The organism is Bradyrhizobium genosp. L (assembly GCF_015624485.1).
GTDB lineage: Bacteria > Pseudomonadota > Alphaproteobacteria > Rhizobiales > Xanthobacteraceae > Bradyrhizobium.
The window spans coordinates 6,175,685-6,202,016 of the sequence record NZ_CP061378.1; the positions used below are offsets into that span (position 1 = coordinate 6,175,685).

Here is a 26,332-nt window from a genome sequence, read left to right on the forward strand (position 1 = left end):
AGACAGGACGGCAGACAGGCGATCCGCTCCGGACGCTGCCACGCCCGGGGAGTGACAAGTCGAGGGAGGCCGCCATGGTCGGAAGGCTGATTCAAACCACCAAATCTGCGTATCAGTATCCACTGATCTTCAAGCAGCTCTGGCACACGCCGCGCGTGCAGGCGCCGGACCAGGAGGTCGTCTACCGCGACCAGAAGCGCTTCACCTATCGCCAGACCAAGGAGCGGATCGGCCGGCTCGCCTCGACGCTGCGCAAGGCAGGCGTCGAGCCCGGCGACACCGTCGGCGTGCTCGAGTGGGACAGTCACCGGTTTCTTGAAGCTTTCTTCGCGATCCCGATGATGGCGGCCGTGCTGCAGACGGTGAATGTCCGTCTCTCGCCGGAGCAGATCGCCTACACGATCGGCCACGCTGGTGCCACGACGCTGCTCGTCAACGAGGAGTTCGTGGGATTGCTCGAGGGGATGAAGGGCCAACTGCCCAAGGTCAAGCGGATGATCGTGATGTCGGATAAGCCGACGCCGCAGACCGGCAGCCTGTGCTTCATCGGCGAATATGAGAGCCTGCTCGCCGCGGCCTCGCCGGACTACGACTTCCCCGACTTCGACGAGAACACCCAGGCGACCACCTTCTACACAACAGGCACAACTGGATTGCCCAAGGGGGTCTATTACAGCCACCGCCAGCTCGTGCTGCATTCGATCGCGGGGTTGGCGCTGTTCGGCATGGCGGGCTCGCAGGGCCGCTTCTCGCGGGACGACGTCTACATGCCGATCACGCCGATGTTCCACGTTCACGCCTGGGGTTTTCCGTGGTCGGCGACGCTCGCCGGCGTCAAGCAGGTCTATCCCGGCCGCTACGAGCCGGCGATGCTGGTCAAGCTGATCAAGAGCGAGGGCGTCACCTTCACCCACGGCGTGCCGACCATCTTGCAGATGCTGCTCAACGCCGCCGCCGCGGCCAATGTCGATCTGAACGGCCTCAAGATGGTGATCGGCGGCTCCGCCCTGCCGAAAGCGCTGGCCAAGCAGGCACTCGAGGCCGGCATCGACATCTTCGCGGGCTACGGCATGTCGGAGACCGGTCCGCTGGCCGCGGTATCGCACGTCATGTCCAAGGATCTCACTGGTGATCCCGACGGAGAGGTCGAATTCCGCGCCAGGGCCGGCATCGCAGGTCCCCTCGTCGACCTGCGCATCGTCGACCCCGACATGAACGACGTGCCGCATGACGGCAAGTCCGCCGGCGAGATCGTGCTGCGCGCGCCCTGGCTCACCCAGGGCTACTACAACAATCCCGAAGGCTCCGAGCAGCTCTGGGCCGGCGGCTATCTGCACACCAGCGATATCGCAGTGGTCAGCCCGGGCGGCTATGTCCACATCACCGACCGTATCAAGGACGTGATCAAGACCGGCGGCGAGTGGGTCTCCTCGCTGCAGATCGAGGACCTGATCACGCAATGCGCCGGCGTTGCGGAAGCCGCCGTGATCGGCGTCAAGGACGAGAAATGGGGCGAGCGGCCGGTGGCGCTGGTGGTCAAGAAGCCATCCGCCGCCGAGGGCCTCAGCGACGCTGCCATCAAGGACCACCTCAAGACCTTCGCCGACAAGGGCGTAATCTCGAAATACGGCATCCCCGGGACGATCCTCTTCATCGACAGCATCCCCAAGACCAGTGTCGGCAAGATCAACAAGAAGGAGCTGCGCGAGCAGTACGGCGACATGTGACGCCTCGGGCGCAACCACGACGAGAACGCGGAGGACGACGACATGAGCAACCTCACAATGGCTGGCCTGGGTGAGCGCGTCGGACAGGAGCTTGGCACCTCCGACTGGGTCACGGTCGACCAGCCGCGCATCGACACCTTTGCGGCCTGCACTGGCGACAACCAGTGGATCCATGTCGACATTGAACGGGCGAAGCGGGAGAGCCCGTTCCGCGGTCCGATCGCGCACGGCTATCTGACGCTCGCCATGGTGGCGCCGCTGTCGATGCAGGTCGGCGTCATCCCGCGCGATGCCGCGGCCGGGTTGAACTACGGCATCGACAAGGTGCGCTTTCTCGCGCCGGTGCCGGCCGGTGCGCGCGTGCGGCTGCGCGTCGTGCTTGCCGCGATCGAGCCCAGGGAAGGCGGCCAGGTGATCATGAAGACCCAGAACACGCTGGAGGTCGAGGGGTCGGAGAAGCCCGCCTTGATCGCCGAAACGCTTGCGCTTCTGATTCCCGCGACGGGAGCACGGCAATGACCACGCAAGATCCGGCTTCCCCGGCAACTGAGATGTCCGAGGAAGCATCGCGAACCACGCTGGCGCTCAATCCGCTGGTCGGCATCCAGAGCCAGGACCTGGTCGAGAGCGCCAACATCCTGTTCAAAGCCGTGATGAACGAGCCGAAGGTCGCCACCGAGCAGTGGCTGTCCTTTGTCGGCGAGCTCGGTTCGATTATGGCCGGCAAATCCGAACGCGCGCCGAGGGCGGGCGACAAGCGGTTTTCGGATCAGACCTGGAAGGAGAGCTCGCTGCACTCTGGCCTGCTCAAGGCCTATCTGGCGTGGGGGGAGGCGGTCAGCGGCCTGGTCGACAAGACCAGCCTCAGCGACGTCGACAAGCAGCGCGCGCACCTGGTCACCGACATCCTGATCGACGCCGTCGCGCCGACCAACACGATGCTCACCAATCCGGCTGCGGTCCGCAAGTTCATCGACACCGGCGGACAGAGCCTATGGAGCGGCTTGAAGAACTACATGGACGACCTGACGCGCAACCGCGGCATGCCGTCGATGGTCGACACCAGCGCGTTCAAGGTCGGCGAGAATCTGGCGACCACCCCGGGTGCGGTGATCTTCCGCAACGAGCTGCTCGAGCTGATCCAGTACACGCCGATGACGGCGACCGTGCGGAAGCGGCCGCTCGTGATCACGCCACCGCAGATCAACAAGTTCTACTCGCTCGATTTGTCGCCGGACAAGAGCATGATCCGCTTCCTGCTCGAGAGCGGATTCCAGATCTTCGCCATCAGCTGGCGCAACCCGACGGGAGCCCATCGCGATTGGGGACTGGACACCTACGTCGCGGCGGTCGACGAGGCGGTCGACGCGGCGCGCGAGATTTCCGGCAGCGAGGACATCTCGATGATGGGGGCCTGCTCCGGCGGCATCACCTCGACAGCCTATTTCGCGACGCTCGGCAGCACGAAGATCAAGAACCTGGTGCTGGCGGTCTGCCTACTCGATCCCAATTCCGCCGACGAGAGCGCGTTCGGCTGCCTGATGACGCCCGAGACCATGCGCGCGGCAAAAGCGTCGTCGCAGCTGCGCGGCATCGTCGACGGCCACGACCTGGCGCGGATGTTCGCCTGGATGCGACCGAACGATCTGATCTGGAACTACTGGGTCAACAACTATCTGCTTGGCAACCAGCCGCCTGCGTTCGACATCCTGTACTGGAACGCCGACACCACTCGCCTCCCTGCGGCGCTGCATGGCGACTATCTCGACCTCTATTTCTCAAACCCGTTCGTGAATGCCGACAAGCTGACACTCAATGACAAGATGGTCGACATGAGCAAGGTCAAGGCCGACAGCTATGTCGTCGCCGGGGTCACCGACCACATCACGCCGTGGAAGGGGGTCTACAAAACGGCGCAACTCATGGGCGATGGCACCACCTTCGTGCTTTCGAACAGCGGGCATCTGCAAAGCCTGCTCAATCCGCCGAGCAATCCCAAGTCGTCCTTCATGATCGGTCCGGTCGGCAGCGACAAGCCCGACGCCTTCGTCGCCACGGCCGAGAAACGCAAGGGCAGCTGGTGGCTCGATTGGCGCGACTGGCTGCAAGCCCGTTCGGGCGACGAGGTGACCGCATCCGCCTCGCTCGGCAGCGCGCACCATCCGAGCCTTGCTGCTGCACCGGGGACCTATGTCTTTGACTGAGCACCTCACCAGCGCGGATCAGGCGAGGCCGGTCCCGGACGGCAAGCGCGGCACGATCGAGGCGCGCCAGATCACGATTGACGGTCAGCCGCTTGAGGTCGCGATCAGATATGGCGACGGCAGCGGGCCGCCGCTGCTGCTGTTCAACGGGGTCGGCGCCAACTGGGAGCTGGCAAAGCCGTTCCTTGAGGCGCTCACCAGCACGACCGCTGTCATCTTCGACGTCCCCGGCGTTGGCGGATCGCCGCGACCGGGATGGCCCTATCGCCCGTCGACGTTGGCGCGGTTGGCAGCCGATCTCGTTGCCGAGCTTGGTTACGCGGAGGTCGACGTCGCCGGCGTGTCCTGGGGCGGCGGCATCGCGCAGCAATTCGCGCACCAGTTTCCCAAGCGCTGCCGGCGGCTGGTGCTCGCCGCGACCGCACCCGGCTTCACCATGGTGCCGGCAAGCCCTTCGGTGTTGTGGAAGATGGCGACGCCGCGCCGCTACACCGACAAGGCCTATATGGACCGGGTCGCGGCCGACATCTATGGCGGCGCGTTTCGCCGCGACCCGTCGCTGATCGGTCGGCATGCGGCCGGGATGCATGGTGCGCGCAACATGGGCTATTTCTATCAGTTGCTCGCGATGGCCGGCTGGACCAGCCTGCCGTGGCTATGGTCGCTGCCGCAGCCGACGCTGGTCTTGATGGGCAGCGACGATCCGCTGGTGCCGCCGATCAACGGTCACATCCTGGCCGGGCTGATTCCGAAGGCCGAGCTGCACATGATCGACGACGGGCACCTGTTCCTGGTGACGCGGCCGCAGGAAACCGCTGGCCTGATCGAGGCGTTCCTGACCAGCGAGAGCCGCGAGGCCGCGCCGTCGTCGCTGCTGTCGCGAACGGCCGGCCGTCTCAAGGATCTCGTTCCGATGTCCGGAGGCGAGCGGGAGAAGTCTTAAAACACGGCAACAAGGGAGGATATCATGGCAGACAACACCTCATACATCGAGATGCTTCGCAAGTTTGGCAGCGATCTCGGCCTGCCGAAGCTGAATGTGGAAGAGCTGCTGCAGGCCCAGAAGAAGAATCTCGAAGCGCTCGGCCAGAGCGCGAAGGTCGCAGCGCAAGGCGCGCAATCGGTTGCGCAGAAGCAGCGCGAGGTGGTGGAGGCTGGATTGCGCGAGGCCGCGACCTTGGCGCGCGAATACAAGCCCCTCAAGATCCAGGAGAACCTCGCGCTGCAGACCGAGTTTGCCCGCAAGATGTTCGACATCGCGGTGAAGGGCGCGCAGGACAGCGCGTCGACGGCACGGCAGTCGACCACCGATGCGGTCAAGATCATGCAGGACCGCATGAAGGAGAGCTTTGAAGAGTTTCGTGCGAGCGTCCGCCCGAACAAATCGTCCTGATATCGCACGCCGCGACGCCGCAACGAGATTGATCGGCCTCGGCAACCAAGCCCTGCCGGGGCCGCGACATGGCAAAGGCGAAACATCGCCACGCATCAGGGAAGAAACCATGGCGAACCCCGCACGGGCTACCAAGCCGGACTATGCGCCGCCGCCGATCAACGGCGATTTCTACAGCATTGCCAACGTCCTGAACGAGCAGGAACGCGCGCTGCTGCGGCGTGTGCGCGAGTTCACGGAAGGCGTGGTCGCGCCCGTGATCGAGGACTATTGGGCGCGCGATGAGTTTCCGTTCGCAATCATTCCTGACATGGCCGGGGTCGGCATCGGCGGCGTCGGCTACCAGGGCTATGGTGCGGCCGGCGGCAGCTGGCTCCTGAACGGCTTCGTCGCCATGGAGCTGGCGCGGGTTGATTCGTCGATTGCGACCTTCTGGGGCGTGCACACCGGGTTGTCGGCTGGCTCGATCTATCTGTGCGGCGACGACGCGCAGAAGCAGCGCTGGCTGCCCCAGATGATGCGCTTCGAGACAATCGGTTCGTTCGGCCTGACGGAACCGTTGGTCGGCTCCGCCACATCGGGCGGGATGCTGACGACCTGCCGGCGCGAGGGCGATGCTTGGATCCTCAACGGCCAGAAGAAGTGGATTGGCAATGCCACTTTCGCCGACATCAATGTGATCTGGGCCCGCGAAGAGAGCTCGAACCAGGTCAAGGCCTTCGTCGTCGGGAAAGACAATCCGGGCTTCGCAGTCGAGAAGGTCAAGACCAAGATGGCGCTGCGCGTGGTGCAGAACGGATTGATCACCCTGAAGGACTGCCGCGTGCCGGAGGCGGACCGCCTACAGAACGCCAACACGTTCAAGGACACCGCCAAGGTGCTGCGAATGACCCGCACCGGCGTGGCGTGGTTCGCCGTCGGCTGCCAGATGGGTGCCTATGAGCATGCGCTGCGTTACGCGACCGAGCGCAAACAGTTCGGTAGGCCGATCGGCGGCTTCCAGCTCGTTCAGGATCTGCTGGTCAGGATGCTCGGCAATGTTACGTCGACGCAGGCGATGATGCTGCGGCTTGCGCAGCTGCAGGACGAGGACGTGATGCTGGACGAGCACGCCTCGCTAGCGAAAGCGTTCTGCACCGTCAAATGCCGCGAGACGGTCGGCTATGCGCGCGAGCTGCTCGGCGGCAACGGCATCCTGCTCGAGAACCACATCGGCCGCTTCGTGGCTGACGCCGAGGCGATCTATTCCTATGAGGGCACAAGGGAGATGAACACCCTGATCGTCGGCAAGTCGATCACGGGATTGAGTGCTTTCGTCTGAAAAATCACACGACGGAGAAGTGGCATGAACGGCGCGGAAAGTCTTTTGCGAACGCTGGTCGAATCGGGTGTCGAGGTCTGTTTCGGCAATCCCGGCACGTCGGAGATGCACTTCGTCGCCGCCCTCGACAGAGTCGAGGGCATGCGGACCGTGCTCGGCTTGTTCGAAGGCGCGGTGACCGGCATGGCCGACGGTTATGGTCGCATGGCCGAGAAGCCGGCCGCAACGCTGCTGCATCTCGGACCGGGACTGGCGAATGGACTGGCCAATCTCCACAACGCGCGTCGGGCCGGGACGCCGGTCGTCAATATCGTCGGCGACCACGCGACCTATCACGCGCAATATGACGCGCCGCTCACGTCCGACGTCCACGGCTTCGCGCGGCCAGTTTCCGCCTGGGTGCATTCGTCAGCCAGTGCCCGGACTGTCGCCGCTGACGGCGCTCTCGCGGTACAGGCAGCGTTGCAATATCCAGGTCAGATTGCGACCTTGATCCTGCCCGCCGACACCGCTTGGTTGGAAGCGGATCGCCCGGCGCCGGCGTTACCGAAACCAATGCCGGCGGAGGTTTCCGCTGACGCGATCGACCACGCTGCGGCTGCGCTCCGGTCGGGCAAGAAAACCATGATCCTGATCCGCGGGGCCGGGCTGAAGGAGCGCGGGCTCAACGCCGCTGGTCGCATCGCCAGAGCGACCGGCGCACGAATCGCCTGCGATACCTTCGCGCCGCGTTGCCAGCGCGGCGCCGGCCGCGTGCCGATCGAACGCATTCCCTATTTCGCCGAGCAGATCGTGGAGTTCATGCACGGGACGGAGCAGCTCATCCTGGTCGGTGCCAAGCCTCCCGTCAGCTTCTTCGCCTATCCGAACAAGCCATCCTGGTGCACGCCGGAGGATTGCAGGATTCTCTATCTCGCCCACGAGCACGAGGACGGCACAGGCGCCCTGGACACTCTTGCCGAGGCCGTGAAGGCCCCGGGTCAGCCGGAGCAGGTCGGCGTCTTGAACAGGCCGGACCTTCCGACCGGATCGCTCGATGCGCGGTCGGCCGGCCAGGTCATCGCCCATTATCTTCCGACTGGGACCATCATCTCCGATGAAGGCGCCACGGCCGGAGGCGGCGTGCATCGATTTGCCGCCAGTATCGAGCCACACGACCACCTGGCACTGGCCGGCGGTGCGATCGGACAGGGTATCCCCCTCGCGACAGGCGCCGCCGTGGCGTGTCCGGACCGCAAGATCGTCTGTCTCCACGGTGATGGCGGGGCGATGTATACGCTGCAAGCGCTATGGACGCAGGCGCGGGAGGCGCTCGACGTCACCACGGTGATCTTTGCCAACCGCTCCTACGCGATCCTGAACATTGAGCTCGGGCGCGTCGGGGCCGGCAACGCCGGCCCCAAGGCCTTTTCAATGCTCGATCTCCATAACCCCGAACTCGATTGGGTCAAGCTGGCGTCCGGCATGGGCGTCGAAGCAACCCGCGCTACCTCAATTGAGGAATTCGCGAGCCAGTTCGGCAGCGCGATGAACAATCGCGGTCCTCGCCTGATCGAAGTCGTTCTATAGTTGCCTACGTCCAATCGAGAGAAATCGTCAGTTTCGTTGGGCAGTCCAGTAGCTTTGCGGAATTGACCTCCAATGATATCAATAGCCTAGCGGCCATTTCCAAATGAAAGCTAGCTACCCACGACCAGCCAGCGAAGCATTTGGTCAGGGTCCGTCCCTTTGCGGGTACATCGACAGGCGCAGTCAGCGCGAAGCCGTACTGGGGCGCGGACAACTGGGCTTAAGGCTCCGCCGATTGATCAACGCCTCAGCGGCCAGCGCTCACGCGGCGGCGCGTTCATGCCGGGAGCCGGTCCGGGAATGGTCTGCTCGGCGGACTTTGCCTCCGGTGCGACCTCGACAAATGTGGTTACTGTCTGCGCCAGTTCCGGGGTTGTGACGGGCAGGCAATTTGGACGGGGCTGCGCCCCAGCGAAGAGATCGGCGACTTGATCCGCGAGCTTGACGCAACAGCAGGATCTGGCCAAATCCCTATATTAGAGACGGTGCGCTTCTGGCCCCGTTCTCTACTGCTCTCATGATCCATCCGTCTCGGTGAGAAAAGCAAACCAATACGAGGCTTCGTGACCCATGCACTTGCGCCCGACAAATAAGCCACCGAGATTGGTGTCGCCCTATTCCTCTATCGAGGTTGCGATGGCGATAGGAATTTCACTAGATACCTTCTATCGCACACGCCGAGTTCGGCACCTGCGCGACGGTTTGCCTGCACCGATCAGCGAACGCGGTCCACTTAAATGGGAGCGCACCGGCTTCGACGCCTGGCTAACTCGCCACCACCCCATGCGCGCCAAAGACACATTCGCACCACCGCCTGCAGCAAGCGATGAAGAACATCGTGAGCGCCTGAGAACGGCCTACGGCCATCTCGGCGTTCGATAGCCGCGATCGCGCTAGAGTCCAATCGATGTCGCCTTAATGCTGTACTGAGCGCCGCTCGTCGGATCCGCGCCACGACCGGCCCGGATCGTGATTCCGTCGAGTTCGGCCTCGATGATCCCGGCACCCGCCTTGGCCTTGCAGCGCAGCGCTTTGCGCTCCCGGCCAACAGCAGGCGTCGGCGCCACGGCATCCACCACCGCTGGCACAAACTGCACTTCTTCCGCTTCGGAATGACCGCTCGCTGCTTCTCGCAACTGACGTCGCCAGCCAAACAACTGCTGCGGCGACAATCCATGCCGTTCTGCTACCGAACAGACCGAGTCACCGCTGGCAATGATCTCAGCAACAATCTGCGCTTTGTCCTGTCGCTCCACTTCCGTCGACGACCGGCTCTGGTGAAGACCTCAAGCCGCCGCACTGGCTCCGTGATAGCAGTATGCACTGTGTCCATTCTAAGCCCGCAGGTCACCCCGTCATTCGGTAGGTGACCCTTGAACAGCGCTTACCATCGCACGGTGTGCGGCCACGAAAAACGTCGCACGAGCGCAATTTGTTCGATCGGCCAAAATGTAAGAAGCCCCGCAGGGCCAATCTCTTGAGGGTAGTTGCGCACCAGGGCTCGAACCAGGGACCCGCTGATTAAGAGACAGCCCCGGGTTGAGAATAATCAATGACTTACTGATCGCACCACCGAGCTTATCCGACCGAAAGTGGGCATTCGTCGCACGATCACAGTCATCGCACTGTCTGATATCTGAACACGCGCTATTCTGACCTTACAGGTCAACTGCGACTACAAGGCCATCGATCGATAAGTTCAAATCGACAAGGCGCAAGGCCCGGCCTCTCCGAACTAGTTCCCAATACGCGAAAGGCGATCCTTCTGCGTCGCCCGCGCCGATCTCGCAAGAATCGGTGGTTGCGGGGGCAAGCAACACCCGGTTCTCGTGATTGATTGAACAGGGATTCCGAAACAGTTGACATGAGGTCGATGTGGAGGAGAGAGTGTCAGTCAATCCCCATTGATTTGCTAGCGGTTTTCCATTTCCGCAAGGGAGAACCTACGGTCCTGGCCGCGGCAATTGGCGCATCCCGTACGCCCGCTGCGCACCAAGCCTCTGCGCCAACTTCCGTTGGACACGGCCGCTGGCCGGGCTATCCGCCGCGGCGACGCTCGCAAGCTGGTGGAGGAGTTGATCGCGGCCAACAACTCCTTAGGGCCTAGGTTCGAGGGCAAGGGTGGCGGCATGGAGAACCCTGACCTCCCAGTCAGCATGTGCGGCTCTGGTTCTGCACGCCACCAGCTGCTCAGCAGCGTTACTTCGCAGTCATCGAATGCAAGCCGTTCCAACGCCCGGCCAGATCGATATCGATATCGAAGAGGTCCAGCACGCGGCCAAGCGTGTAGTCGATCATCTGCTCCAAATTCTCCGGTTTCGCATAGAACGCTGGGACCGGAGGAGCAATGATGGCGCCCATTTCGGTAACGGCAGTCATGGCGCGAAGATGTCCCAGGTGGAGTGGCGTTTCCCTCAATAGGAGAACGAGCCGCCGCCGTTCTTTCAGCACGACATCGGCAGCCCGGGCAAGCAGCCCCTCCGCTCCGCCCGCCGCGATACCGGACATCGTCCGCACTGAACAGGGTGCGATGATCATTCCGGCGGTCCGAAAGGAGCCGCTTGCGATGGGTGCCGACAAATCCTTTTGACCATAGCTCTGATCGGCAAGCGCCCTGACGTCGGACAAGGGCTTCCCGACCTCATGGGAAAGCGTGACGCCTGCCGCGTTGGACATGACCAAATGTGTTTCCACTCCGGCCGTGCGGAGCAACTCCAGTAAGCGAACACCGTAGATTGCGCCGGAGGCACCGCTGATTCCAACTATCAGTCTCTGCTTCGCCACCGGGCTATCAAGGCGCTTGTCTCGCGATGCAACGTGACCGGGGTTAACAGTGGATCCCGAGCTTGAGCTCAGGCTGGCGGAATCGGGCGCAGCGCCGTTCGTGTCGAGGATCGCCATCGTGCCGAGCCGAGTCAGAGGAAGTCCGAAAGCTTGACTTTGCCCCAATTCATCGGCCAGGCGCGCCTGAAATCCTTGCGGTCGTGTCGCGACTTGATGGTTGCATCGATCCCCATCTTGCCGACTACGCGAAACGGATAGAACTCGTCGGGTAAAGGCGCAGCCGACGGATCGTAGAGCGAGCCGCGCGTGCGAGGGACCACGAACGTATCGCGTTCCGGGTCACATCGCGTAGCGATGGCGTGATAGACGTCGGCCGGATCATCGAGGTCGGTATCGGGACTGACCGCAACGACGAGTTTCGTATTGATCCAGGGAGCACCCATCACCATCATCAACGCATCGTTCACGAAGCCATCGTGTCGGTAGTCGAACTGTATGATGCAGGACAGCGCCGCCCCCCAGGTCGGAAAGCGCACATCCTTGACCGCAAGCCCCATCTCGCTCAGGCGATTGTAGAGAACCGCCTCGTGGCAGAGCCGCGGCAACGTCTGGTGGTCGGTTGCCGGACAAGTCTGATGATTTCGATAAATCGGCCTGTCCTCCCGCATGGTAATCGCGGTAACTTCCAGGGTCGGCACATGCTCGTACTGAGGGATGTGATACATGCTCGGGGACGTCACTGCGCCCACCGTTTGCGCGGCGAAGTGGACGTACCCCTCGATGATGACCTCCGCCTGAGTTGGAACCGGAAGAGGAACAGTCTCGGCATCCGTGACCTCGATATCGCGATCCATGATCGTGCCGATCATGTCGAATTCGCCCCAGACGTCGAGATGCAGACCGGAATAGTTGGCCATGATCTCATAGGCCGGAGGTATGCCGCCCATCATCACGATCGGCATCTTGGTCTCGCCCATCTGGCGGTATTTGTTCATGATGCGGACGCTGTGCGGCGTTGCGAAGCTGATCGCCCCGCCATGGCGGCCGGTCACGGTCGTGCCGGCGTGGTTCGAGTTGAGAAATCCGGTCTCGGGATCCCGGATGATGTTCGCGAGCGTGATGTAAGGTCTTGCATCGTCCTCCTTGTGAAAGGGGATCGGCAGCCGCGTCAGATCGGCATCGGCGCCGACCCAGCGCACCTCCTTGACCGGTCCGCCGGAAACCCTTACCGGAGGACGCGGCGGCAGCCTGAGCCGATAGGCCAACGTCCTGAGATAATCTTCGCGTGAAACGCCGAGCGCGCGTGCCTGGTTTTCGCGATTTTTGACCAGGATATCTGCGACACGGAAGCCGGGAGCCTCGATGATGTTCTCGAACAGGATCGGATCATCCGTTTGGGCGGAAAGAGCGCCAATGTCGCGGATGCCAACAGGCTTGCGGATTCGGACGACGGCGTTTGAGTGAGTGTGAAGATAGTCACGCAGGCTCGCTTCGAGCGGCTGGAACGGCTTGGCCACCGGAAGGTCGCTCGGCGTGAATACAATTGCTTCGGCCATTTCGTACCTCTTGCCTCGTTTTCGATCGGACACGACTTGATATCTCAGGCGGTCTCGCTCGGTCGCAACATGGCCTCGACGCTGCACGCAATCTCCAGGAGACGCCGGTCCGCGTTCCTGCGGCCGATCAGCATCAACCCAACAGGTAGACCATCGATCGGCAAAGGCAGCGAGATCGACGGACAGTTGAGGATATTCGCGATGCGAGGATTGCGCAGGACGAGCCCATTGAACTCGTGAAATGCTGCATCATCCTCGAGCGCAGACAGCAGCGGTGCGCGGATGGGTGTCGTCGGCAGAATGAACACCTCGTTCTCGGCAAACGACCGTTCGAAGGACTTGATCGCGGCCTGCCGAAGCCGCGTCATGCGCACATAGTCGACGGCGAGAACACCTTCACCCGCCTCGATGCGAACCCGCGTCTTCGGATCGACCCCCTCGAGGCTCGCAAGGCCTAGATTGCGGAGCGTCGCGCAGACCTCGATTGACGTAAATGTTCCGATCTTGTCGATCTGCGCAACCTCGTCGAGCGTCCTGTCGATAGATCCATCCGCAATCGGCACACCATGCGATCGCAGCCGTTGGATTGCATTATCGAATGCAGCCGCGATCTCCGGCTCGCACCGCTCAAAGAGCCGACCACGGGCGATCGTGAGAGAGAACGTTCCGACAGATGCGGGCCGCAACCCTGACCGGATCTGCTCTCCCGAAAGCACCATGTCGGCGGCGGCACAATCTACGACGCGCAGAGCGATTGGACCGATCGTGTCGAGGCTGGACGACAGCGAGAAAGCACCGGCCGTTGACACACGCCCGCTGGTCGGCCTGAAGCCGACCGCCCCCGAAAGCGCCGCGGGAATCCTGATCGAGCCCCCGGTATCGCTGCCGATTGCGATCTCGGCCATGTTGTCGATGACGGACACTACGGCCCCCGATGAGGAGCCTCCGGGAGCACGGCTGGCATCTCGTGGATTACCCGGCGTACCGTCATGGGGATTGGTGCCGAGCGCGGAGAAGGCAAACTCGGTCATCTGGGTCTTGCCGATGATGATTGCGCCCGCCGCACGCAGACGCGCCACAACAGCTGCGTCCTTGACAGCCGGCGACTGCCCTCTCAGGACGGCGGAGCCAGAACTCGTCACCGATCCGGCGATATCGAACAGGCCTTTGATTGAGACGATCCGGCCGTCAAGCGGCCCGAGCGTCGCCCCCGATGCGCTACGTCGGTCAGCGGCATCGGCTTCGCGTCGGGCGCTCTCCGCGAACACGTCAGTGAAAGCCTTCTCACGTCGCTCTTCCGGCGAACCGATCCGGGCCAGAGCGGCTTCCAGTCGCCTGGCTGCATATAACGGTTGCGTGTCAGATTTGGCCATCATGACGATCAGGAGACCACCGGCAGGACATCGACATCGTAAGCATGCGCAAGCGAACGGCTGAGGACCGGATCCTTCAGTTCCATCTCAAAGCGCGTCGCCGGCCGTATGCCGCCGATCGTGCCGGGCGTGCCGCAAAACATCAGCGTGCCGGCCGGCAGCGTGTCCGAGCCGGTGTGGCGACGAACGAGATCGCGCGGCGTCCTCAACGACGACACCGCGCTCTCCTGGTAGAGCACCCGCTTACCGTCGAACGTGGCCCATGAGCGAAGAACCAATTGATCCCAATGCGCTTCGACATCCGCGTAGCACCAGAGTTGTGAGCCGACCGGCTTGCCGCAGAGCTGCTTCGATAGCGCGATGCCCGAAGCTTCGGCCTTGCGATCGGTATGGTCGGACCCGATTCCAATCCAGAGACCGTCGGCCATGGCGACCACGATGGGTTCGACCTCACCGGAACTGTCCGGACCAAGCACGGCCAGGCGATCTGTCTGCGTCAGTCCCTGTGCCGCAACACGGTAATAGAGCGGCGTCGTCGATGGGCGCGGAATTCCGAGAGCCGCGAGCTCCTCGATATGGTGCTCGATCGACGCGGCATCCCTGCCCGCCCAGCCCGCGATCACGAGCGCTTCGATTTCGATGCCGACGTGATCGGCACGGTCCTTTGCGACACGATCAAACTGCATGAACATGGACTTTGCCATCCTTGGTGAGCGGAACGAGAATTTCGCCGCGCTCGATTTGTAATGTGCGATCGGCGATACGATCGAGCAGGGCCGGCGACGATTCGGTGATGAGCATTGCTAGCTCCGGCCGGTGCTTGCGCAGCTCACCGAGCGTGCGCGCATAATCGAGCGCCAGAGCGGGCGCCAGGCCCTGGAAAGGTTCATCGAGCAACAGGACCTTGCACGCCACGGTCAGCGCGCGGCCCAGCGCGACTATCTTGCCCTGGCCGCCGGAAACGCCACCGGCGGGCCTTGATCGCATCACGGTCAATTCCGGTAATAGCGCATAGATTTCATCGAGCCTGCGCGCGATCTCGGTCCGGTCGAGCTTCAGCGCTAGCGCCGGAAGTCGGATGTTTTCCTCGACGCTCAACTCCGGAATCAGACGGCGATCTTCGGGCGCATATCCTATCCCGGCGCGAGCGCGGGTGTAGGCGGGGCTGCTGCCGAGATCATCAGCATCGAGCCGAATCGAGCCCTCGTCGAGCGTGATAAGTCCCATGATCGCGCGGAGCGTCGTGGTCTTCCCGGCACCGTTGCGACCAATCAGGACCGTCGTTTTGCGCGCGATGATGGTGCAGCTGACCTCGCGCAACACACGTACGCCCTCGATCGAGACGCTGACCTTGTCGAGACTGAGCATCAAACGACCCCCACGACACGTTCGCGGACTTGAGCATTGCTGAACACCTCGTCGGGCCGCCCCTCGGCCATGATGTTGCCGGCGTTCCACACCAGGACGCGGCTCGCATAGCGGGCGACGACATCCATGTCGTGCTCGACGAACAGCGCGGTGATGCGGCGCTGGCGCAGCGCGCTCATCAGCGCCTCCATGAGCGGGAAGCGTTCGAGCGCACTCACGCCACTGGTCGGTTCGTCGAGCAGCAGAAGCCGCGGCTTGAGAGCCAACGCAACAGCGATATCCAGCAGTTTGCGATGCCCCTCCGGCAGCGTGTTGCTGATCCGACCGGCATCGTTGGCGAGCCCGACCAGGTCGAGCAGCCGCTCCGCCTCCTCGCGCCGCGGCTCGGTATCGAGCGGCCGGATCGCGGTCCACAGACCGTCCGTTGCCGCCAGAGCCAGCATCATGTTGTCGATCACGCGCTGCGCGGAGAACAGCTGCGGGATCTGGAAGGACCGCGCGACGCCGCAGCGCGCGATGGCGCGCGGCGATAGCCGGGTGATGTCACGGCCGTCGAGCAGCACACTGCCCGAACTTGGCCTGATATAGCCGGTGCAGATGTTGAGCACCGTCGTCTTGCCCGATCCGTTCGGGCCGATGATCGCGAGAAACTCGCCGTCATGGATCGCGACGCTCACGCCGTCGGCGGCTTTGACTCCATTGAATGCGACATGGAGGTTCTTGGCTTCCAGGATCGGGCGCGTCATAGGCTCGACGCCTCCTTGCGCACGAACAATCCGTAAAGCCCCTGCGGCATGAACATGATCACGATGATCAGCGTCATGCCGACGATTAGATTCCAGGCATCCGTGACGGTCACGGCGGCGCTGTGCAGCAGCTCCAAGAACAAGGCGCCGATGAACGCACCCGGCACGCCGCCGATGCCGCCAAGCACGGCGATCAGCACGAGGTGACCCGACGCGGTCCAGAACGCGAAGTCAGGGACGACACGCCCGACTGCAAAACCGGCGATCGCGCCGCCAAGCCCCGCAAGCGCCGCTGAGATGACGTAAGCGATCAGCAGAACCGCCCAGACGGGAATACCCAGATATTCGAGCCGGATCTCGTTGGTGTGAACGGCCGACAGCGCATGCCCCAGCGGACTGTTCAGGTAGCGCTGGACGGCAAACCCGACGAGGACCATCAGTGTCAGACTTAGGTAAAACAGGACGCACTTGAACATTGGCTCGGCGAACACGACGCCGAAAACGGTCGGGATCGGAACAGGCATTCCGTCGGTTCCGCCAGTGACGCCGTAGAGTTTGGTGCACAACGCGTAGAACACCATCGAGACTGCGAGATTCAGCATCGCGAAGAAGATCGCGCGGTAACGGACAAGAAACGATCCGGCGATCACGCCAACCAGTGCGCCGGCCAGCACCGCGAGGATCAGCAGCAGCCCGAGATCATTGATACCGGCCCGCGCCAGGAACGCGATGCCATAGGCGCTGGTAGCAAAGAACATCGCATGGCCGATCGAGATCAGCCCCGCGCGGAGCAGTACGGCGACGCCGAGCGCCGCAAAACCCTTCGCGATCGCTAGCGTCAACACGAATTGAAGCCAGGGCGCCGCCAGCGGCAGCGCCGCAAGAATGAACACCGCCGCAACGGCAACAAACGTTCGCATCATATCCTCCGCGCCGTGACCGATCCGAACAGGCCGTACGGACGGATCACGAGAACGACCAGCATCGCCGCATAGGGCGCAACAGCATCCAGCGACGGCGCCAGATAGATTGCGAGCACACGTGCCAGGCCGACGATCAGCGAGGCGACAGCGGCTCCCTCGATCTGTCCGAGTCCGCCGATCGCCGCGACCGCGAAGGCGAGCACCATGGTGTCGGCACCGAGCCCCGGTGCGATACCCGACGTCGGCGCCGCAAGAGCTCCGCCCAGTGCGGCAAGGAACACCCCGAGCGAGAACGCCAGGATGAAGATCCGGTTGGTGTCGATGCCGATCGACTGCGCCATCTCGCGGTCGGTCACGACGGCCGTGATCAGCCGCCCAAGTCGGGTGCGATTGATCAACAGCCGCAGGCCGACGACGACGAGAAGAGCCATGCCGATCAGGAGGATTTGATAGTTAAGATAGACGACACCACCGATGCTCGACGTACCGAGCAATCGCATCGGCGCGTCTTCGTAGAAGGACTGCACGCCGAAGATCATACGCTGGACGTCCTCGAGGATGAGGAACAACCCGAACGTGATCAGGATCTGCACCCCTTCCGACTTGCCGTAGGTCCATCGAACCAAGCTGCGCTCGATCAGCGGACCGAATATGGCCGCGACGAACACGGCACTGAACAGCAACGCGGCGAACGACAAATACGGACTGAGCTGCCGGCTCGAGATGAACAGGCAAGCCGAGGCCGCGATATAGCCGCCGATCGAATAGAGGCTGCCATGGGCAACATTGAGGACGTGCAGGACGCTGAAGACCAGCGTCAGGCCGACCGCCGCGAAGAAGATCAACGCGGCGCTGGCCAGGCTGTCCAGCAGCAAGGGGATGATTGCATTCGACATCGGCCTGCGCCTTACGTAGTTGGGGTGAAGCGAACCTGTCGTCGGGGTTATTTGTAGCTTCCCGGCTTCGGTAGCCCCTTCGCGAACTCGGGCTTGAGAGTCGATATCCAGGCGAGCGGATCCTGACCGGCTTGCGGCATCAGGCTATCGCCGGGGTAGCGGACCATGTCGCCGATCACGGGAAACGGCTGCGCCGGTGTCTTCACCGTGACGCCGATGATCTGGTCGACGAGGCCGTCATTGTCCGCGCGCGTCTGCATGGTGCCGGTCAGGGTCTCGACCTTGCTACCCTTCATGGCATCCGCGAGCTCGGCCCGCGTCGGCCACCGTCCGCCGTTGTTCTTCATCGCGGTCCGGTAAGCGGACTTTACGTAGATCAGCGCGTTGGCCATCTTGACGGACGGGAACACGGGGTACTCGCCGAACCGCGCCTTGTACGTCTCAGCAAACTTCACCGTCTCGGAATTGGCCTTGGCATCCGGCGACATCCACCAACCGTCACCGAGAACCCCAACGATCACGCCGTCGGGCAGCGGCACCCGTTGCAGCACAGTCTCGCCGATCGCGAGGATCACCTGGCTGGATGTGAAGAGTCCACGCGGCGTGGCCTGACGCACGAAGTTCTCGAGATCGGCGCCCCACAGATTGGAGAACACGACATCCGGACGCGCGGTGGCGAGGCGCGAAATCTCCGTCTGGTAGTTCGGTGAGCCGAGCTTCGGATAGAGCTCGGCAACGATCTCGACGTCTGGCTTCAACGCCTTCAATGCCGCGGTAAATATCTTAGCCGCATCATGGCCGAACGCGTAATCCGGATTGATGATCGCAACTGTCTTCACGTCCGGCTTGCGATTCAGGAGGTAGATCGCGTAGGCGATGAATTCAGGCACGGTGTTGCCGTTGGGACGGAACACGTATTTGCTTTTGCCGTCCATAAGGAGCTGATGCGTGTCGCAGTTCCAGCCTACCGTCGGAACCTCGAGTTGCTCCGCGATCGGCGCCAGTGCCAGGCAGTTCGCGCTCGACAAGGCAGCGATCATCACCTGGTTCTTCGCATCTCCCGTCAACCGGCGATATTCAGCGATCACCCCTTGCGCTCCCTGTGCCTCGTCGACGTAGGTCGCTCTGACCGGCACGCCTTCGATTCCGCCGGTCGCGTTGATCTCGTCAATCATGACGTCGGCGGCATTCTTGCCTGGCATGCCGAAGGCTGCGGCGGGACCGGACGTGAACGTGAAGATACCCAGGCCGAGCGAGCTCGGCTTTTCCTGTGCGGCGGCCGGAGTGGTCGCCATGACACCGAGGGCGAGTGCACCGGCGAGACCATCGACGACCAATCGGAGGTTGGATTGCGGCAACCTGCGATCCAGTCTGAAGAGCCGGTGAAGTGACGAAAGGCAGCGCGCGACTGCTATGGAAATGCCTTCGAAGGCCATCTGTCTTCTTTCCCTTGGCCGGTCAAATGACTTTGTTGGCGACAACGATCTGGGATCAAACCGGATCGAAATAGTGCATTTCCAGAAGCAGGCAGCCGGTGACCGACTTGAACGGCCCATGCGGTGCATGCGGCGGCCGGCAGGCGTAGGTGTTCGGCGGGAAGCTCTTTCCGCCCTCGCCTTTCACATCGTTGCCGACGATCAGGTCGCCCGAGACGAGATAGACCTCTTCCCAGTATTCGTGAGAAAACGGTGCGGTCGTATAGACGCCCGGCGCGAAGCGAAGCAGCCGGGTTCGAGTCCCGTGCCGGTTCTGCTCGTCCAAGCCGCCGGCAATGATCTTCTGCTGGATGCCCGCTGGATAGCCCGCGGGCGTTTCCCAGCCGCTGGCCATGTCGAGCGTGTAGAATTCGTCGTGCGTCTTGTTGACAGGCATGAATTGTCTCCCCTGGATCAGGCGGCTTTACGGGTGGTCGCGATGCCATTGAGGTCGTAGGAATCGAGCATGGTCTGGACCAGCCGATCGGCACCGGCCCAGTCGTAGGTACGATAGGAATGTCCCTTGGTGACGAACGTCGCGCCGGCGTAGAACATCTCGTACTGTTGGTGACGTGACCCAAACTCGGAGCCGACAGCATCCCACGCGAGCTTGTAGAACTTCACGCGATCATGTGAGTTGGCCTTCGGCGACTGCTGGGTCTTGCCGATCAACGCGGCGATCTCCGGGTTGCCTAAGTCGGCGACTGATGAGGGCAACATGATCATGCCGCCGCCGGCGAGCTCACGGAGCGTATTGACGATGTGCGCGTAGAGCTGCTGCGTGAGCACCTGTGCCGAATAGAGGGTGTGCCGGTCCGGGATGAAATAAGGACCAACCTGCGTACCTTTCGCCTCCATCGCCGCGACCAGCGCCTCCACCATGCCGGTCTCGGCCGCCAGCTGGCCGAGCATCTCGCGCACCTGCGGGAACTGGGTGACGCCGTTCATTTCGGCGGTCCGATGCGCAAGACCGGCCAGGAACTTGAGCTTCACGCTCAGGCGCACCATCGCCTGGTAGTTCTGATAGACGTGGCAAGGCGTGGCGTGAAACTGCTTCTGGCACATTTCGACGTTGCCCTCGATGAAGACACGATCCCAGGGGACCTTGACGTCGTCGAAATAGAGAACCGAGTCGTTCTCGTCGAAGCGGCTCGACAGGGGATTGTCGAATACTGCGCCGGCGGTGTCCTCGTAGGACTTGCGCGATAGCATCTTGAGGCCCTTCGTCTTCATCGGGATCGCGAAGGACATCGCATAGCGCTCTTCGCCCGGGCGCATCGGTTGGATGGTCGTGACGAACACCTCGTCGGCCACCACGCCCCCGGTGGCGAGCATCTTGGCGCCACGGATTGTAATGCCTTCGGCGTCACGATCGACCACGCCGGCGGTGAGGAACGGATCGGCCTGCTCGGCCGCGCCCTTGGAGCGGTCGGCCTGCGGATTGATGATGACGTAGGTGAGGTAGAGATCCTTGTCGCGCGCGTAGCGGTAGTAGCTCTCGAGCGCTCCGGCGCGGGCCGGATCGTATGCTTTGAAGACGTCGAGACCCATGTAGAGGCCTGAGATACAGGACGCGACGTGATCCGGGGCGCGGCCCATGAATCCTGCATGCAGCGATGCCCACACTTCCAGTGCCTTCCGCCGCTCGACGAGGTCGGCGTAGGACGCCGGAAGCTGCCAAATCCGGTTGGCCCGTCCGGCATCGGTCTCGAAAGTCATGAGATCGGCGTTCTCCCTGGCGTTCGCAAAGTCGAACAGCCCGGCCATGGAGCCCGCCAGGTTGCGGAAGGCATGATGCGTTGTCACGTCGCCCACCGAGGCGCCGTTAATGTAGATGGTCCGGCCATCCTTCAGGCCTGACAAATATTCCTTTGCGCTACGCATCGCGTTTCTCCGGTTCGAAGCTAGTAGTGAATGGGAAGCGGCCAGGTCGGCACGCGCTCGGTTTCATCGACGAGATCGCGGTAACGCCCGCGAAAGAAGATCAATGGCGAGACCGGCTCACTGCGCGCAGCGTGCCTGATGACGCGGACCACGAAGATCACGTGATCGCCGCCGTCGTAGTTTCCGAACGGCGCGCACTCGAAATGGGCCAAAGCACCGGATATCAGCGGTGCTTCCGCGTGGCCGACCGACGTCTTGACTTGATCCCACTTGTTGGAAAGCGCGCGCGCAAACTGATCGGAGATCTGCTCCTGATCGCGGGCAAGGATGTTGACGGCGAAACCCTTGGCTTCGAGCATTGCGGGCAGGCTACGGGCCTTGCGGTCGACGCTGAACAGGACCAGCGGCGGATCGAGCGAGACGGAGTTGAACGAGCTCATGGTCATGCCGACAAGCTCGTCACCCCTGCCGCGCGCGGTCACCACCGCAACGCCGGTCGCGAACTCCCCCAGCACACGCCTGAATGCACGGTCCTCCATGGGACGCCTGCCTCGCTATTCCAACCCTAATTTATAATTCTCAAGTAGCTTTCTGACAAAGCTATCTGAGAATGTCAAGCCCCTTGCTGGGCGGACGTATGCGTGCTCTTTAGGCGAACTCATAAAGCGATGATTTCGCGGGGAGAATGCCGAGTGACCGATGCGCTCTTGACGGCGTCGAAACCCGACCTGCTCGATAAAGACGGAGACCGCACGCTTCGCGGCCTGCTCTACGATTATTTCGCGTTCGGCCGCTGCCTGGAAGCTGCCCGCGAAACGTTTGCGAGCTTTGTCGACCTGTCCCCGACCCAGTATCTGATCCTGATCGCGATCAAGAATTCGACAGCGGATGAACCGATGGGCGTCAACCAAATCGCCGAACGACTGTATCTAAGCGGCGCCTTCGTCACCAACGAGATCAACAAACTGGTCTTCGACGGATTGCTCGAGAAGAGCCCTCATCCGGAAGACGGAAGGCGCGTTCAACTCACCCTCACCCAGCACGGAGTGAGCTTGTTGATCCGCCTCGCCGCCCTGCAACGACCGGTCAACGATGCGTTTTTTGGCATACTTTCTCGCGAGGAGTTCAAGCTGCTGTCCCAGCTGCTGTCTCGCCTGGCTTCCAACGCCGATAACGCGTTGAAGCTCGCCGAACATGTTCGCGCGACGCTCAAGCTTCAGGTGGATCAGCAGGCTTTCGTAGCCAGCGCGCGGATATCACGCAAGAAGCGGGGCACCACGGTTCGCGCCGTCCGACGATCACCCTCCAGCCGATAAACCGGTCGCACGAAGACGATTTGGGGACTCCTGGGCTCGAAGCCGGGATAGCTGGATAAATGAGCGTCGCCGCCGGCCTTACCTTCAGGCGCGTCCGCGCGATCCTGAACCGGACGTCGCGTGTGATCCGGCATCGGCACCCGCGTGCAGCCGCTCCCGTAAAGCATCGATCAAGGCCCTCACACGGGCAGGCATTTGCGTACGGGTCGGGAAGACCGCCCATATGCCAACTTCGAGCGGCTCGACATCGGCGAGGATGATCCGCTGCAACTCTCCGCGCTCGACTAGTTTATGCACATCCCAGTAGGTCAAATAGGCAATGCCGACGCCCGCGATGCAGGCTGCCCGCACGGCATCGACTGTGCTGGCCGACAAAGCACCGTTGACGCGGACCTGGTCCATCTCGTCGTCACGCATGAATGGCCAGGTATCCATCGCGTGCAGCTTGATGCACGGGTGCCTGACCAGGTCGCCGGTTGTCCTCGGTTCTCCAAAACGCGTGACATAGCCGGGCGACGCACAGAGGGTGAATGGGTTGTCTGCCAGCCTGGTCGCAATCATGTCGGAAGGCTTCATCACCGCTACGCGCACCGCCACATCCAGTCCTGCCGTCGCAATATCGACGACGCCGTCACTCAAGGTCAGATCGACGCGTAGTGCGGGATTGTCGGCGATCAAGTCGGCGACGACGGGGACGACAACAGAGTGCCCAATGACGTTTGGGGCCGTGATCTTCAGTACACCCGACAGGCCTGAGCCGGCGGTCGACACTGACTCGAGCGCTGAATCGCGAGCTTCAATGAGAGCAACTGCATGAGGCAAAAAGGCCTCGCCCTCATGAGTAAGCGAAAGCGAGCGCGTCGTGCGGTGAAATAGGCGCACGTCCAACTCGGCTTCCAGGCCGGCCAGCCTCCGGCTGACCAGCATCGGCGTCGCACCGATCTGGCGCGCCGCAGCCGACAGGCTGCCGACCGACACGATCGTCCGAAACAGCGCAATGTCTGCGAGATCCATATTATAACGATAATCAATATAGTGCTTATCGTCCAGCCCGGCTTCTGCACGATGCCAGCAGAAGCTAAATCGACGCCAATCGAGCTAAAAACCTTCACTTTCTGGAAGAAAGCGCATTTGGCGTCAAAGGAGACCTTGGCCATGGATATCGGCACTAGCGCACTTTTCGCGCCGATCGTTATAAAAGGCCATGCCGTGAAGAACCGCCTCGCTGTCGCGCCGATGACCCGCATCACGGCGACCGAGGACGGCCGGGCGACCGAAACCATGACCCGCTACTACGAACGCTTCGCGCGGGGCGGCTTCGGAATGGTCAGCACCGATGGCACCTACACCGATCAGGCGTTCTCCCAGGGCTATGTCCACCAGCCCGGCATGACCGATCAAGCGCAGGCCAAGGCCTGGAAGCCGGTTGCCAATAGCATCCGCGCGCAGGGGGCACTCGCGATTGCTCAGTTGATGCACGCCGGCGCGATCAGCCAAGGCAATCGCTTTCGCGATGGCACAATCGGGCCGTCTGCAATTCAGCCGAAGGGCGAGCAGATGAAATTCTATCATGGCAAGGACCGCTACGCGTTGCCGGCCGTCATTACGGAAGAGCAAATCGCCGATGCCATCACCGGCTTTGCCGACTCGGCAGCACGGGCAATCGAAGTTGCCGGATTCGACGCCATCGAAATTCACGGCGCCAACGGCTATCTGCTTGACCAGTTCTTGACCGCCTACTCCAACCACAGAGCGGACCGTTGGGGCGGTGTCACGGAAAACCGCGTGAGGTTAATCGTGGAAACTTTGAAGGCGGTGCGGGCCAAGGTCAGCGCCACCGTGCCAATCGGCGTCCGGATCTCGCAGGGCAAGGTGAATGACTATAATCATAAGTGGGCGGGCGCGGAGAGCGATGCCGAAATCATCTTCGGCAGCCTCGGCGATGCCGGCGCGGACTTCATTCATGTAACCGAATTCGAGGCGTGGAGACCGGCGTTCGCCGAGGGCGGGCCGTCATTGATGCGCCTCGCCAAGCGTTATGCTCCGAAAGCAAAGATCCTCGCCAATGGCGGCCTGCACAATATCGAGCAGGCGGTCGCTGCGCTCGACGACGGTGCCGATATCGTCACGATCGGTAGAGGAGCTCTCGCGAATCCCGACTTGCCCAGACGTCTGTCCGAACGCAGCGCCTTGAAGGAGTTCGATCCGGCCATCCTGGGTCCTATCGCCGACATCAAGGAAACCGAACTGGCAATGTGAACGAAGCCTGGTTGCGTCATCTCGCGAGCCACTGAGCCGGCAGTTTTTCCGAAGGTCGCTTCCTTAGCAGCAAGGGACGATCATGCTCGGCTCAATCTCAGATGGTTCGGTGGCGCCTTCGCTCATGCTGGAAGCGTTGAGCTTGCTAGATGGACCGGAGCACCTGAGAGCTGCGGCCCATCTTCGAGATGCGATCAACGAGCTGGCGCCGCAGAAGCAGCAAGAGCGAACTTCAACGCGTGGCGTGCGTCTCAAACGCGCATCCAGGAAGCGGCTCCGCGGGTTCATCGGCTTCATACGATCGCCGACAAGCAAGGCGCCGCTCTGCGGCTCCTCATTACAAGGCAGATGATGATCCACCTCCTGCACAACCCTCTTGAGAAGGAAATCACGATGACTAGCAAATCAACCCAGCCCACTATCGTGCTTGTGCACGGGGCCTTCGAAGACGCGTCGATCTGGAATCGGGTGATCCAGCGACTCCATCGCGACAGCTACCCGGTCGTCGCCTTCGCCAACCCGTTGCTGGGCGTGTCGGTCGACGCCGCCTACCTGCGCAGCGCGATCGACCGAATCCAGGGACCCATCATCCTGGTGGCCCATTCCTACGGCGGTGCCGTCATCACGGAGGCCGGCGGGGACGAGAAGGTTAAGAGCCTCGTATACGCGGGCTCAATCTTGCCCGCGGCAGGGGAAGCTCCGGCCCAACTGATCGAACGGTTTCCCGGCAGCTCATTCCCAACGTCGACCGATGTGATCCCCTACACCCGACCCGACGGAACCAGCGGCAAGTATGTCCTCTACCAGGCCGACAAGTTTCACAGTCAGGTCGCAGCCGATGTGCCCGCGAGCGAGGCCGCCATGTTGCTCGCCACCCAACGCCACATGGACTTCGCTTGCTTGACCGAGAAACTGACGTCCGCTGCATGGACGACTAAGCCTACCTGGCAGATCTTGACCACGCAGGATCTCGCCATTCCTCTGGCCGAACAGAAATTCGAAGCCGATCGCGCCCAGTCCACCGTCATCGAGATCAACGCTTCGCACGCGGTCACCGTCTCCAACCCGGACGCCGTGGCCGACGTGATCGAACAGGCCGCCCGCGCAGCCGCGAAGTAACGGCGGTCTGTGGCGGCTCCCACGGCGCAGCGGCCGCGACGATGGCACAGCCTCGTCGGTGGGCCGTTTGCTGGTGAGTTGTTTTCGACGGGCCGCCCCGCTAATCGGCGAGGCGGCCCTTGTATTTCTGCAGTCCGGATGTCGACGTCCAGCGCAAAGGTCCGCATCGGAGAAAACTAGCGTATGGCGGAGAGAGTGGGAGTCGAACCCACGGTACACGATCGTGATGCTGAATTCCAATAGACAGCCGGCCGCCAGGCTCGGAGCGCGGAAGCACTTGCCGCGACTCAATAGCTCAACGCAAGAAGCTGTTGCAGAAGGCCGAGCAGTTGGAAAGTTCGACTGCGATCGAAGCCTTGCTGACGATGGCGTCCAGCCGCCCCGCGTGGATAACGCGCGGGCACCACTCGACGGCGCCC

Annotated in this window: 24 protein-coding genes; 10 read left to right on the forward strand and 14 right to left on the reverse strand. The window is 62.4% G+C overall.

Annotated elements, in window-relative coordinates; translation table 11 throughout:
* The first annotated feature begins 74 nt into the window (after positions 1-74).
* The 7 genes from IC762_RS29420 (at position 75) to IC762_RS29450 (ending at position 8,214) form a co-directional block, all read left to right on the forward strand.
* Entirely contained in the window at positions 75-1,727 is a 1,653-nt protein-coding gene (locus IC762_RS29420; protein WP_195785654.1) for a fatty acid--CoA ligase, read from the forward strand.
* A 42-nt stretch (positions 1,728-1,769) separates the two neighbouring features.
* Positions 1,770-2,246, forward strand: a complete 477-nt coding sequence (locus IC762_RS29425) for a MaoC family dehydratase (protein WP_195785655.1) — start codon at positions 1,770-1,772, stop codon at positions 2,244-2,246.
* Positions 2,243-3,931: an alpha/beta fold hydrolase gene (locus tag IC762_RS29430; protein ID WP_195785656.1), complete on the forward strand. Its 1,689-nt coding sequence runs from the start codon at positions 2,243-2,245 to the stop codon at positions 3,929-3,931. Before IC762_RS29425 ends, IC762_RS29430 begins: the two co-directional genes overlap by 4 nt.
* Entirely contained in the window at positions 3,924-4,874 is a 951-nt protein-coding gene (phaZ, locus tag IC762_RS29435; protein ID WP_210338396.1) for a poly(3-hydroxyalkanoate) depolymerase, read from the forward strand. Before IC762_RS29430 ends, phaZ begins: the two co-directional genes overlap by 8 nt.
* Before the next feature lie 24 nt (positions 4,875-4,898).
* Positions 4,899-5,324 (forward strand): phasin family protein, encoded by a 426-nt coding sequence (locus tag IC762_RS29440; protein ID WP_195785658.1) that lies wholly within the window; start codon positions 4,899-4,901, stop codon positions 5,322-5,324.
* Between the two features lie 109 nt (positions 5,325-5,433).
* On the forward strand, positions 5,434-6,645 hold the full coding sequence (locus tag IC762_RS29445) for an acyl-CoA dehydrogenase family protein (protein WP_195785659.1): 1,212 nt from the start codon (positions 5,434-5,436) through the stop codon (positions 6,643-6,645).
* Between the two features lie 24 nt (positions 6,646-6,669).
* Positions 6,670-8,214: an acetolactate synthase large subunit gene (locus IC762_RS29450; RefSeq protein ID WP_195785660.1), complete on the forward strand. Its 1,545-nt coding sequence runs from the start codon at positions 6,670-6,672 to the stop codon at positions 8,212-8,214.
* A gap of 893 nt (positions 8,215-9,107) precedes the next feature.
* Here the strand turns inward: IC762_RS29450 and IC762_RS29455 are convergent.
* The 13 genes from IC762_RS29455 to IC762_RS29515 all read right to left on the reverse strand — a co-directional run bounded on the left by IC762_RS29455 (position 9,108) and on the right by IC762_RS29515 (position 21,758).
* The gene (locus IC762_RS29455) at positions 9,108-9,470 is read right to left on the reverse strand and encodes a transposase (protein ID WP_246801289.1); all 363 of its coding nucleotides are present in this window, start codon (positions 9,468-9,470) and stop codon (positions 9,108-9,110) included.
* A gap of 943 nt (positions 9,471-10,413) precedes the next feature.
* A complete protein-coding gene (locus IC762_RS29460) occupies positions 10,414-11,115 on the reverse strand; it encodes a UbiX family flavin prenyltransferase (RefSeq protein ID WP_195785661.1) in 702 nt (233 codons plus the stop codon).
* 14 nt (positions 11,116-11,129) lie between these two features.
* Positions 11,130-12,554: a UbiD family decarboxylase gene (locus IC762_RS29465; protein ID WP_195785662.1), complete on the reverse strand. Its 1,425-nt coding sequence runs from the start codon at positions 12,552-12,554 to the stop codon at positions 11,130-11,132.
* 44 nt (positions 12,555-12,598) lie between these two features.
* Positions 12,599-13,927: an amidase family protein gene (locus tag IC762_RS29470; protein WP_246801290.1), complete on the reverse strand. Its 1,329-nt coding sequence runs from the start codon at positions 13,925-13,927 to the stop codon at positions 12,599-12,601.
* A gap of 8 nt (positions 13,928-13,935) precedes the next feature.
* On the reverse strand, positions 13,936-14,619 hold the full coding sequence (locus IC762_RS29475) for a DUF2848 domain-containing protein (RefSeq protein ID WP_195785664.1): 684 nt from the start codon (positions 14,617-14,619) through the stop codon (positions 13,936-13,938).
* On the reverse strand, positions 14,603-15,295 hold the full coding sequence (locus IC762_RS29480) for an ABC transporter ATP-binding protein (RefSeq protein WP_195785665.1): 693 nt from the start codon (positions 15,293-15,295) through the stop codon (positions 14,603-14,605). Before IC762_RS29480 ends, IC762_RS29475 begins: the two co-directional genes overlap by 17 nt.
* Positions 15,295-16,041: an ABC transporter ATP-binding protein gene (locus IC762_RS29485; protein WP_195785666.1), complete on the reverse strand. Its 747-nt coding sequence runs from the start codon at positions 16,039-16,041 to the stop codon at positions 15,295-15,297. Before IC762_RS29485 ends, IC762_RS29480 begins: the two co-directional genes overlap by 1 nt.
* The gene (locus IC762_RS29490; RefSeq protein WP_246801291.1) at positions 16,038-16,934 is read right to left on the reverse strand and encodes a branched-chain amino acid ABC transporter permease; all 897 of its coding nucleotides are present in this window, start codon (positions 16,932-16,934) and stop codon (positions 16,038-16,040) included. The genes IC762_RS29485 and IC762_RS29490 overlap by 4 nt, the downstream gene beginning before the upstream one ends.
* A gap of 26 nt (positions 16,935-16,960) precedes the next feature.
* Positions 16,961-17,860 carry a branched-chain amino acid ABC transporter permease gene (locus tag IC762_RS29495; RefSeq protein WP_195785668.1) on the reverse strand — a complete coding sequence of 300 codons (900 nt, stop codon included), beginning with the start codon at positions 17,858-17,860 and terminating at the stop codon, positions 16,961-16,963.
* 47 nt (positions 17,861-17,907) lie between these two features.
* Positions 17,908-19,296 (reverse strand): ABC transporter substrate-binding protein, encoded by a 1,389-nt coding sequence (locus IC762_RS29500; RefSeq protein ID WP_246801292.1) that lies wholly within the window; start codon positions 19,294-19,296, stop codon positions 17,908-17,910.
* A 55-nt stretch (positions 19,297-19,351) separates the two neighbouring features.
* Positions 19,352-19,732, reverse strand: a complete 381-nt coding sequence (locus tag IC762_RS29505; protein ID WP_195785669.1) for a cupin — start codon at positions 19,730-19,732, stop codon at positions 19,352-19,354.
* A gap of 17 nt (positions 19,733-19,749) precedes the next feature.
* A complete protein-coding gene (locus IC762_RS29510; protein WP_195785670.1) occupies positions 19,750-21,219 on the reverse strand; it encodes a 4-hydroxyphenylacetate 3-hydroxylase family protein in 1,470 nt (489 codons plus the stop codon).
* Between the two features lie 20 nt (positions 21,220-21,239).
* On the reverse strand, positions 21,240-21,758 hold the full coding sequence (locus IC762_RS29515; protein ID WP_195785671.1) for a flavin reductase family protein: 519 nt from the start codon (positions 21,756-21,758) through the stop codon (positions 21,240-21,242).
* Between the two features lie 153 nt (positions 21,759-21,911).
* Between IC762_RS29515 and IC762_RS29520 the strand changes: the two genes are divergently transcribed.
* Entirely contained in the window at positions 21,912-22,535 is a 624-nt protein-coding gene (locus tag IC762_RS29520) for a MarR family winged helix-turn-helix transcriptional regulator (protein ID WP_246801293.1), read from the forward strand.
* A gap of 84 nt (positions 22,536-22,619) precedes the next feature.
* On the opposite strand, the gene IC762_RS29525 is transcribed toward IC762_RS29520, so the two are convergent.
* Entirely contained in the window at positions 22,620-23,549 is a 930-nt protein-coding gene (locus IC762_RS29525; RefSeq protein ID WP_195785673.1) for a LysR family transcriptional regulator, read from the reverse strand.
* Positions 23,550-23,690: 141 nt separating this feature from the next.
* Here IC762_RS29525 and IC762_RS29530 point away from each other — a divergent pair, with 141 nt between their 5' ends.
* On the forward strand, positions 23,691-24,794 hold the full coding sequence (locus tag IC762_RS29530; protein ID WP_195790336.1) for an NADH:flavin oxidoreductase: 1,104 nt from the start codon (positions 23,691-23,693) through the stop codon (positions 24,792-24,794).
* A gap of 351 nt (positions 24,795-25,145) precedes the next feature.
* On the forward strand, positions 25,146-25,913 hold the full coding sequence (locus IC762_RS29535; RefSeq protein WP_246801295.1) for an alpha/beta hydrolase: 768 nt from the start codon (positions 25,146-25,148) through the stop codon (positions 25,911-25,913).
* The last annotated feature ends 419 nt before the right edge of the window (positions 25,914-26,332 follow it).